The organism is Pseudomonas baetica, from assembly GCF_051216495.1.
Taxonomy (GTDB): Bacteria; Pseudomonadota; Gammaproteobacteria; order Pseudomonadales; family Pseudomonadaceae; genus Aquipseudomonas; species Aquipseudomonas baetica_B.
Genome location: NZ_JBPKAM010000170.1, coordinates 1 through 8,001, shown reverse-complemented (window position 1 = coordinate 8,001; position 8,001 = coordinate 1). Strand labels below are relative to the sequence as shown.

The 8,001-nt window shown below is 60.7% G+C and carries 7 protein-coding genes; 2 read left to right on the top strand and 5 right to left on the bottom strand.

Annotated elements, in window-relative coordinates; translation table 11 throughout:
• Nucleotides 1-77 precede the first annotated feature (77 nt).
• Nucleotides 78-893: a UDP-2,3-diacylglucosamine diphosphatase gene (locus ACSFE6_RS30055; protein ID WP_435431006.1), complete on the bottom strand. Its 816-nt coding sequence runs from the start codon at nt 891-893 to the stop codon at nt 78-80.
• 134 nt (nt 894-1,027) lie between these two features.
• Between ACSFE6_RS30055 and ACSFE6_RS30050 the strand changes: the two genes are divergently transcribed.
• Entirely contained in the window at nt 1,028-1,792 is a 765-nt protein-coding gene (locus tag ACSFE6_RS30050; RefSeq protein WP_435431005.1) for an AraC family transcriptional regulator, read from the top strand.
• A 152-nt stretch (nt 1,793-1,944) separates the two neighbouring features.
• The gene (locus tag ACSFE6_RS30045; RefSeq protein ID WP_435431004.1) at nt 1,945-2,838 is read left to right on the top strand and encodes a DMT family transporter; all 894 of its coding nucleotides are present in this window, start codon (nt 1,945-1,947) and stop codon (nt 2,836-2,838) included.
• Here the strand turns inward: ACSFE6_RS30045 and ACSFE6_RS30040 are convergent.
• From ACSFE6_RS30040 to recQ, 4 genes are all read right to left on the bottom strand, one after another.
• On the bottom strand, nt 2,832-3,119 hold the full coding sequence (locus tag ACSFE6_RS30040) for a SelT/SelW/SelH family protein (protein ID WP_435431003.1): 288 nt from the start codon (nt 3,117-3,119) through the stop codon (nt 2,832-2,834). The two genes, ACSFE6_RS30045 and ACSFE6_RS30040, sit on opposite strands and share 7 nt — an antisense overlap.
• Nucleotides 3,120-3,211: 92 nt before the next feature.
• Nucleotides 3,212-4,897: a FimV/HubP family polar landmark protein gene (locus ACSFE6_RS30035; protein WP_435431002.1), complete on the bottom strand. Its 1,686-nt coding sequence runs from the start codon at nt 4,895-4,897 to the stop codon at nt 3,212-3,214.
• Nucleotides 4,898-5,020: 123 nt separating this feature from the next.
• A complete protein-coding gene (locus ACSFE6_RS30030; protein ID WP_435431001.1) occupies nt 5,021-5,455 on the bottom strand; it encodes a MarR family transcriptional regulator in 435 nt (144 codons plus the stop codon).
• Nucleotides 5,456-5,584: 129 nt separating this feature from the next.
• Complete coding sequence (gene recQ / locus ACSFE6_RS30025; RefSeq protein ID WP_435431000.1) at nt 5,585-7,711, bottom strand: DNA helicase RecQ; 2,127 nt, start codon at nt 7,709-7,711, stop codon at nt 5,585-5,587.
• Nucleotides 7,712-8,001: the final 290 nt, after the last annotated feature.

The following is an 8,001-nucleotide window of genomic DNA, read 5'->3' as shown; positions in this document are numbered from 1 at the left end:
CGCTCCCACAGGGATCACCGCGAAACATTGTGGGAGCGAGCCTGCTCGCGAAGAGGCCCGCGCAAACACCGAAATGTCTAAGCCAATTCCGCCACCTTCGCCGCCTTCAACTGTGCCTCCCGCGCCTGAGCATCCGCCAGCCGATACAGCTCGATCGTGCCATCCCAATGCTCGATCAGTGCCGTGCACGACTCCACCCAATCACCGCAATTGAGGTAATCCACCCCGCCGACCTTGCGAATCTCGGCATGGTGAATGTGCCCGCAGACCACGCCGTGCAGCTCGCGTTTGACGCACTCATGGGCGATGGCCTCTTCAAAGTCGCTGATGAAGCTGACCGCGGTTTTCACCTTGTGCTTGAGGTACGCCGACAGCGACCAGTAACCGTAGCCATAGCGAGCGCGCCAGTGGTTGAGCCAGCGGTTGAGGGTCAGGGTGAATTCGTAGGCCGAATCGCCGAGAAACGCCAGCCAGCGGTGGTAGCGGGTGATCACGTCAAACTGATCGCCGTGGATCACCAACAGATGCCGGCCATCGGCGGTCACGTGCACCGCTTCGTCCACCAACTGGATATTGCCCAATATCAGCTTGGAATAGCGCCGCAGGAATTCGTCGTGGTTACCGGTGACGTAGATCACTTCAGTGCCGCGCTTGCTCATGGTCAGCAGCCGCCGGATCACGTTGGTGTGGGCCTGCGGCCAGTACATGCCGCTGCGCAGTTTCCAGCCATCGATGATGTCGCCAACCAGGTAGATTTTGTCGGCGTGATAGCCCTTGAGAAACTGCGACAGATGCTCGGCCTGGCAATCGCGCGTGCCCAGGTGCACATCGGAAATCCACAGGGTCCGCACACGCTGCTTACGGGTGGGTTTGGCAAGCTCGGCGCTGGTCATGGGCAACCCTCAGAACAGTTTTGGCAAGCTTGCGCCCGTCGGGTTAATCGACCATGACAGCGGCAAGTCAGTCCCGTGACAACGCATTCAGGGCACCTCGGTGTAGACTGGCCCCCTTGTCCGGGAGATCTGCGATGCGCCCAATCCTCACACTTCGCCAGTACAGCGAAGACCTGATTGTCCACAGCCACGAACACGCGCAACTGGTGTTCGGGCTCTCGGGTGCGCTGGATTTCGAGGTCGACGGGCGTGGCAGCCAGGTGGTTCAGCAGAGTTTCGTCGTGGTCCCTTCGGGGTTTCATCATGCCTGCGGTAGCGTCAATGGCAGCCGTTGCCTGGTGCTGGATGTGCCCGGCGACCAATGGATCAGCCAGTCCCTGGGCGATCATGCCGAGGCCTGTCGCCGCTTGCTCGACAATGCCGGCCGGTTGTCGCTGGATGTCGGGCAAAGCCAATTGGTCAGCTGGCTGGCCAATAGCCCGGTCGATGACCCGGTGATTGCGCAACAAGGCGCGGTATTGCTGCTGGCCAGCCTCAACAACGCCAGGCCGGACAACGTCGGCGGTCGGCGCCTGCCTTACGCTGCGTTGAATGCGCACATCGATCAATACGCCGCCTACCCGTTGCAAGTCGCCGACCTGGCCCGCGTGGCCGGTCTCTCCAGTGCACGTTTGCACGCGCGGTTCGTCGCCGAATGCGGGCAGACGCCGATGGACTACATCCGCAGCCGACGCCTGCACAAGGCCGTGGGATTGCTGCGTGACTCAGCCCTGCCCATTGGCGAGATTGCCTGTCGTGTCGGTTACAGCTCCCAGAGCGCCTTTGCCGCCGCGGTGCTGCGTGAGTTTGGCGCCTCGCCCGGCAAGCTGCGACGCGAGGCTGGCGACAAAAGACAATAGTCCGGCGACAGACACCATTGGCTGAACTGCGCTCAAATATCTAGGCGCTGCCGAAGGCTGCGATCTTTTGCTCTTGATTCTGGAAAAGCAAAATCAAAAGATCGCAGCCTTCGGCAGCTCCTACATTTCCGTTTGTTTGCTGAAGGATTGCCATGACTCCCCGTACCGCCCTGGGCGCTCTGCATATCGGCGCATTGATGTTCGGCCTGACCGGTGTGTTCGGCAAACTCGCGGCCGCTTCGCCGGCCATCATCGTCTTCGGCCGGGCGGCGTTCGCGGTGTTGGCACTGGCATTTTTCGCACGATTCGCCAGCACTACCCGCTGGCAAAAACTCGAAGCCGTGGATTGGCGCCGACTGTTGCTCAGCGGCCTGCTGCTGGCCGGACACTGGGTGAGTTTTTTCATTGCGGTGAAGGTTGCCGGCGTGGCCATCGCGACGTTGGGCTTCGCCAGTTTTCCGGCCTTTACCGTGATCCTCGAAGGGCTGATTTTCCGCGAGCGGATTCGTGCCAATGAAATCCTGCTTGTGACATTGGTGAGTATCGGCCTGGTACTGGTGACGCCGGATTTCGATCTGGCCAGCGGCGCCACGACCGGCCTGCTCTGGGCGGTGGCTTCCGGCTTGCTGTTCGCCCTGCTGTCGCTGACCAATCGCGCCAGTTCTGGACGTATCCCGCCGGTACAAGCCGCGCTGTGTCAGAACGTGGTTGTCGGATTGTGCCTGCTGCCGGTAGCCGCACCGCAATTGAGCGAAGTTCGCGCCATCGACTGGCTGTGGATCGCCTTGCTCGGCGTATTCTGCACCGGCGTGGCCCACAGCCTGTTTGTCGCCAGCCTGGCAGTGATCAAGGCAAGGACTGCCGCCGTGGTCTTCGCCCTGGAGCCTGTGTACGGCATCACCGTGGCCTGGCTGTTGTTCGATGAAAACCCGACCCTGCGCATGCTGCTTGGCGGAGCGCTGATCATCGTCGCGATCGTGGTGTCCAGCAGGCTCGCCGGCAGTTCAAGCAAAAAAACCGTTGCTGCGGAAGCCACCTCTCACTGAGTGCGATCGTTGTGCCCCAGGTCACGGTCCGGATCGATTTGGTCGCGGACCCGTTGCTTGAGCACCTTGGCCTCGGGAAAACCGCCGTCGGCCTTGCGCTCCCAGATCTGCACCTCGTCGCAGGCAATGTGAAAAACCCCGCCGGTACCTGGCACCAGGGACACTTTGCCGAGGTCGTCGGAAAACGTACTGAGCAGTTCCTGGGCCAGCCAGGCCGCGCGCAACAGCCACTGGCACTGGGTGCAATAGGTGATGACGATTTCGGGTTTGTGGGTGGTCATGGTTGGCAGGATTCCTGGGACAGAGATCGCTAACATGATAACCAATGTGGGAGCGGGCTTGCTCGCTCCCACAATTGATCATCGTTTAAGGCCTATCGGATGCCTGCCAAAAGGCTACGTGCCGTCTGTTTCATCTGCTCATCAGCGTCCTTGAGCAACTCGTTGAGCAGTTCGATGGCGCTGTCCAGATCGCCGTCATCAATGCAGGTCTGGGCTTGCTCCAGTTTGCCTGCATTATCCGGTTCGGGCGCTTCCAGGCTCAATGGCTCAAGCTCAAACGACGGACCTGGTTCGCTGAGCTCGTCGAGAAAGCTGTCGTCCAGGGACCCGGAGGCCGGTTCGATTTCCCATTCGATATCCGGCTCCGGTAGCACCGGCTCGCTCGATGGGCGAGACGTCGATGGCGAATGCTCAAGCGGATCGATCAGATCCCAACTCGTGTCCATCGACAGGTCGTCCAGGTTCAGCTGAAACTCATCCACGGTCGACTCCTGCATCGTGGGCGACATCACGGGTGACGCGAGAGCGATCGGTGCAATTGCACCCAATTTCGGATAGCGCGCACGGATGCCCTGAAGCTTTTGCGCATCAAATCCGGCAATACGCAGGCGGTCTTCCTGTGCCTCGTAGCCCGTGGCGTCCCCCTGTTTGCCCAGGACCTCAAGCATTTGCACTGCCAGATCGATTCTCTGCGGCTCCTTGACCATCGCCTCCTGCAACAGGTCGGCTGCTTCGGCATAGCGCCCGTACGTCTGGTAGACCGCGACCGCTTCCAGCGCATCGCTCACGGGTGCCTCTTCATGTTGAGCCTGTGTCGGTTGAAGCGCAGCAGCGTGCGCGACAGGTTCTGCCTTGCGACTGTGCGGCGATTCATGGGGGGAGGACTGACCAGCGTCCGGTTCGACCATCGCCTGATCCTGCTGCCGTTGACGACGAAACCATGCAGCCAGCAACGCCAGCACCAGCACCAACAATCCGCCAAGCAACGGCCAGTTCGTCCCGGACGTCTCGACGACCACTGATGCCGGAGTCACGGCCATGGGCGCAACAGGTTCCGCTGGTACCTGGCGAGTCTCGGCCATTTGGGTTTGCAGCTCCGCCAGCTGCTTTTTCTCACTGGCAAGCTGCTCGTCCTGGGCCTGAAGCTTCGTGTTGAGTTCATCGATGGTTGCTTGCAACTGCTGGTTCTGCAGAACGCTGGCAGCCAGTTGCTCGGCAAGAGGATCCGTCGCGGGCGCAGTGGCCGCTTTTGGCAGCGGCTCCTTGGAGGCAGACACAGGCGCGACGGCGGGCGGGACATTCGGAAAGGCAGAAGTTGGACGGCTGGCCAACGGCTCATCAGTGGCCGGTACAATGCCCGGTGTGCCCGGAGGATCGATCAATACCGTGTACTCACGCAGTAAGCGGCCGTTGGGCTGATTGAGCTGCACAAGAAAATTCAGAAAGGGTTCATTGACAGGTTTACTGGAAGTCACCTGAATCAGGTTGCGGTTGCCCCGCAGCACAGGCGTGAACTTCAGGTCGTTGAGAAAGAAAACACGCTCGACACCTGCACGGCTGAACTCGTCCGCCGATGCGAGGCTGACTGATAATTCGCCCTCCTCCAGACCATCGACATCCAGCAGGGCAATGTCGGCGCGTAGCGGCTGGTTCAGCGCCGAATGCAGGGTAATCTCCCCCAACCCCAGCGCCGGTGCCAATGCCGACCAAGTGACAGCAGCACCGCCCAGTAACCAACTGGCGCAACACCGTACAACGACTCGCCGACTTTCAAGCATGAGCATCCCTTAAGTAACCAGAACCAACCTGTGTTCGCACATCCGGTACGAACACGATATTGCCAAGTAGTTCTTATAGTCTGCTCAACGCGGCATCTCAAAAAACGGGGGTGGAGCAATGCCTCAAGATTTTTCCAGGTTGGCCAGGATGTGCCCGTGGACCCGCATGCAGACCGCCAGATCCGCCTCATCGACGCCTTCGAACAATTCGTGGCGCAGTTGGTTGGCAATGGTTTCTATTTGTTCGATCAGAGGACGCGCCGGGGTGCAGAGGACAATTTTTTTCGCCCGACGGTCTTCGAGGACCGATTGGCGTTGCACCAGGCCCTGGCTTTCCAGGCTGTCGAGCAGCCGGGCCAGGGTCGGCCCTTCGACGCCGACGCTTTGCGCCAGCTCGCGTTGGGTCGGGGCTTCGTCAAAACGCGCAAGATGCAGCAGCACCAGCCAGCGTGCCTGAGACAATCCGAGGCCAGCCAGACGGCGGTCCAGTTCGGCACGCCAGCCGCGGGACATCTGGGCCAGTTGCATGCCAAAGCGGTGTTGTTCGGTTAACGACATAAAACACTCATGATTAGACTGAAATAAAGAAAAACTAATTATTAGTCAGCTAAGCATGAGCCTCGCTTCGAGGCAAGGCTTGTTCTGTACTGAATCGTTACATCAGTGAAACCCTTATCTCGGAACCGCTCAAATCTCGAATTCGGACTGTAACGCCGCCCGAACACAGTACAAAACGCCCTCGGGTACCCGGCCCGCAAACAGCGCGGAGACTTCCGACACGGGTGGCAACTCGCCTTCGCCATCAAGGAACGCATCCTGGACTTCGCCCATCAAGTCTTCGGGCAGATCCAGCGCCTGCTCCAACGACAACTGCTGCTTGCCAATGGCTTCGGCGAGCATGGTGTAAACGTTCTTTTCCGAGCATTGCAACTGACCGGCGATCTGCAACGGCGTCATGCCCGCCCGCGCCAGGGTAATCAACTCGTGACGCACGTCGGCCACCGGCTTCGGTGCTTCGACCTGACCGCCGAGCACTTCGAGGAAGGCCTCGCCGTAGCGTTCCAGCTTGCGCGCGCCGACACCGCTGACCCTGGCCATTTCCGCCAGCGAGGTCGGTTGGCTGCGCAGCATTTCCAGCAAGGTCGAGTCGGGGAAGATGACGTACGGCGGCACGCCATGCTCCTCGGCGAGCTTGCGACGCAGGGCGCGCAAGGCCTCCCACTGTTCGCGCTCTTCGCCACGGACCAACTGGCTAGCCTGGCTCTTGCTGGTTTTGACCGTGGTTTGCGCTTTCAGATCGCGACGCAGCTCCAGGGTCACTTCACCCTTGAGCAGAGGGCGACACGTGTCGTTCAGGCGCAGTCCGCCGTAGCCCTCATGATCGACATCGGCCAGGCCACGGGCCACCAACTGGCGGAACAATGAACGCCATTCGCTTTCTCCCAGCGCCTTGCCGACACCGAATACCGACAGGTGCTGATGACCGAAGCTGCGTACCTTCTCGTTATCCTTACCCAGCAGGACATCCACCAGATGGCCGACACCATAGCGCTGGCCGGTACGAAAGATCGCTGACAAGGCCTGACGCGCCGGTTCGGTGGCATCCCAGGTTTGCACCCCATCGATGCAGTTGTCGCAATGGCCGCAGGGTTCGGCCAGTTCCTCATCGAAATAGGCCAGTAGCGCCTGGCGGCGGCAGCGGGTTTCTTCGCACAGCGAAAGCATGGCTTCAAGCTTGTGCTGCTCCAGACGCTTGTGACGCTCGTCGCCTTCGGAGTTTTGCAGCATTTGCTTGAGCATCACCACGTCTTGCAGGCCGTAGGCCATCCAGGCATCCGCCGGCAGACCGTCACGGCCGCCGCGCCCGGTTTCCTGGTAATAGGCCTCAAGGGATTTCGGCAAATCGAGGTGTGCAACGAAACGCACGTTGGGCTTGTCGATGCCCATGCCGAACGCCACGGTGGCCACCATGATCAGGCCTTCTTCGTTGAGGAAGCGCTTCTGGTGGTAGGCACGTAAATCGTTGGGCAGACCGGCGTGGTACGGCAACGCCGGGAAGCCTTGTTCAGTCAGGAATGCGGCGACTTCTTCGACCTTTTTGCGCGACAGGCAATAGACGATGCCGGCATCGCTACGCCGCTCGGCCAGGAACGCCAGCAACTGCTTGCGCGGCTGCTCCTTGGGCACGATGCGGTAAAAAATATTCGGTCGGTCGAAGCTGGACAGAAAGCGCTCGGCATTCTGCAGGTGCAAACGGGTGACGATTTCTTCCCGTGTACGCTTGTCGGCAGTGGCGGTCAGGGCAATGCGCGGCACATCGGGGAACATTTCCGCCAACTGGCCCAGTTGCAGGTATTCCGGTCGGAAGTCGTGCCCCCACTGCGACACACAGTGCGCCTCGTCGATAGCGAACAGGGCGATGTTCAGACCTTGCAAGAAGGACAGCATGCGCGGCTGGACCAGGCGTTCCGGGGCGAGATAAAGCATTTTCACTTCGCCACGGCGGATACGGGCCGCCAGATCGCGTTGTTGCTCGGCGCTGAGGGTGGAGTTCAATGCTGCCGCGGCCACACCCAGTTCTTCGAGGGTGGCAACCTGATCGTCCATCAAGGCGATCAGTGGCGACACCACCACTGCCAGGCCTTCGCGCAGCAGCGCCGGCACCTGGAAACACAGGGATTTGCCGCCACCGGTAGGCATCAGGACCAGGGCATCGCCGCCACTGGCCACGCGCTCAATGATTGCACCCTGACGGCCACGGAAACTGTCGTAGCCGAAGATGTCCTTGAGGACGCGTTGAGCCTGCTCGAGCATAGAAACTCCAAAAATCACCGAAACATCCCTGCACAGGCTGGTTCAGAACCCGCAATGCTGCATCGACAAATCGTAAATGCACATTGCATGACGCTTCACATTTCAGCCGTGACGCCAGCAGGGCATCACAAAACGCGCGAGTATACCCGACCCCTGTCCGGCAAAGGGCGCCGCTGATAAGACACCTCAATGCCATTACCCTGTAAAAACCTGTGGGGGGGGGGGGGGGGGGGGGGGGGGGGGGGGGGGGGGGGGGGGGGGGGGGGGGGGGGGGGGGGGGGGGGGGGGGG

Bases quoted from the DNA above. Each gene is read 5' to 3' on its own strand.
- ACSFE6_RS30055 (WP_435431006.1), bottom strand. From the start codon at position 893: ATGACCAGCGCCGAGCTTGCCAAACCCACCCGTAAGCAGCGTGTGCGG.
- ACSFE6_RS30035 (WP_435431002.1), bottom strand. From the start codon at position 4,897: ATGCTTGAAAGTCGGCGAGTCGTTGTACGGTGTTGCGCCAGTTGGTTA.
- ACSFE6_RS30040 (WP_435431003.1), bottom strand. From the start codon at position 3,119: ATGACCACCCACAAACCCGAAATCGTCATCACCTATTGCACCCAGTGC.
- recQ (WP_435431000.1), bottom strand. From the start codon at position 7,711: ATGCTCGAGCAGGCTCAACGCGTCCTCAAGGACATCTTCGGCTACGAC.
- ACSFE6_RS30050 (WP_435431005.1), top strand. From the start codon at position 1,028: ATGCGCCCAATCCTCACACTTCGCCAGTACAGCGAAGACCTGATTGTC.
- ACSFE6_RS30045 (WP_435431004.1), top strand. From the start codon at position 1,945: ATGACTCCCCGTACCGCCCTGGGCGCTCTGCATATCGGCGCATTGATG.
- ACSFE6_RS30030 (WP_435431001.1), bottom strand. From the start codon at position 5,455: ATGTCGTTAACCGAACAACACCGCTTTGGCATGCAACTGGCCCAGATG.